Origin of the sequence: Nonomuraea sp. KM90 (assembly GCF_052246675.1) — a bacterium.
Taxonomy (GTDB): Bacteria; Actinomycetota; Actinomycetes; order Streptosporangiales; family Streptosporangiaceae; genus Nonomuraea.
This window is the reverse complement of sequence record NZ_JBQQCB010000398.1, coordinates 1-792: the sequence shown is the minus strand read 5'-3', so window position 1 is coordinate 792 and position 792 is coordinate 1. Positions and strand designations below refer to the sequence as shown.

Here is a 792-nt window from a genome sequence, read left to right as displayed (position 1 = left end):
TGGCCCAACTCTCCGCACCCCAGCTCTGCAGTTCGGACCGCACCTGGTAGCCATGCGCGCCGCCGGAGAGGTGCACGATACCGAGTACCAGGAGCTTCGTCGCCGACGTGCGCCCACCTCCGCTCAATCTGCTCGGACTCGCTCCGCTTGCGCGCCCGCCAGGGTGGTGTCAACTCCCACCAACACTAGGGTGCCCTCCTGGTCCGGGTGGTGTCAGCACTGACCTACAAACGGTGCTGGTGGAGACCTCCAAAGCCACCACCCCGAACATCGACGAACGACAGGTGCTGATGGCCATCTGTGAGCACGACCCACACCTGCTCACCGACCGGCCCGGCCTTCTGATCATCGCCGAGAAGGGCTACATCTCCGCCGCACTGGACGCCTTCCTGGCCGAGCGCGGGGTACGACTGCTGCGCCCGTCCTACCGCAACCGCACACCCCGCCCCGGCGAGCACCTGCTCAAACCGATCCGCCAGCTCATCGAGTCCGTCAACGACACCCTCAAAGGCCAGCTCGACCTGGAACTCCACGGCGCCAGGACCGTCACCGGCGTCGGAGCCAGAATCGCCCAGCGCATCCTCGCCCTGACCGCCGCCATCTGGCACAACCGCGCGACCGGCCAGCCCATCACCCGATCACTGATCGCCTACGACCACTAACCAGACTTAGGACTTACTCGTCTAGTCCCATTTCCGCTGCGCGGAGCCCGTTCCGGGCTGAAAATCGGGAGTGGTTACCCGCCGACGCCGTAGCTCTATGGTCGTCATGAGGCCGTCGTCTAGTCGGGCG

At 65.8% G+C, this 792-nt stretch carries 1 pseudogene; it reads left to right on the top strand.

The window, feature by feature from the left end:
• Window positions 1–263 precede the first annotated feature (263 nt).
• Window positions 264–662: pseudogene (locus tag ACTWPW_RS64440) on the top strand (IS982 family transposase); the annotation flags it as partial.
• Window positions 663–792: the final 130 nt, after the last annotated feature.